Annotated in this window: 1 protein-coding gene; it reads left to right on the top strand. The window is 45.0% G+C overall.

What is annotated here, in order from left to right:
* Positions 1–229 (top strand): glucuronate isomerase (locus CHH91_RS19270; RefSeq protein WP_141234265.1); only part of this gene is annotated, 229 nt, incomplete at both ends.

Below are 229 nucleotides of genomic sequence, written 5' to 3'. Positions count from 1 at the left end.
TTGTAGATGCGACCGAAAAAGAAGCAGAAGCGGCGTTTCAAAAAGCACTAAACCAAGAAACGCTTACGCCGCAAGAGGAAGAAAAATACCAAACATACGTATTGTTGTTTTTGGCACGTCTGTACAACAAACTCGGCTGGACCATGCAATTTCATCTAGGGGCATTGCGAAACAATAATTCGCGGATGGCTGAGCAAGTTGGACCAGACTCAGGTTTTGACTCTATGGG

This window comes from Virgibacillus sp. 7505 (assembly GCF_002272135.1).
GTDB lineage: Bacteria > Bacillota > Bacilli > Bacillales > Amphibacillaceae > Terribacillus.
The sequence above is the reverse complement of the archived record's forward strand: the minus strand, read 5'-3'. Positions and strand labels throughout refer to the sequence as shown.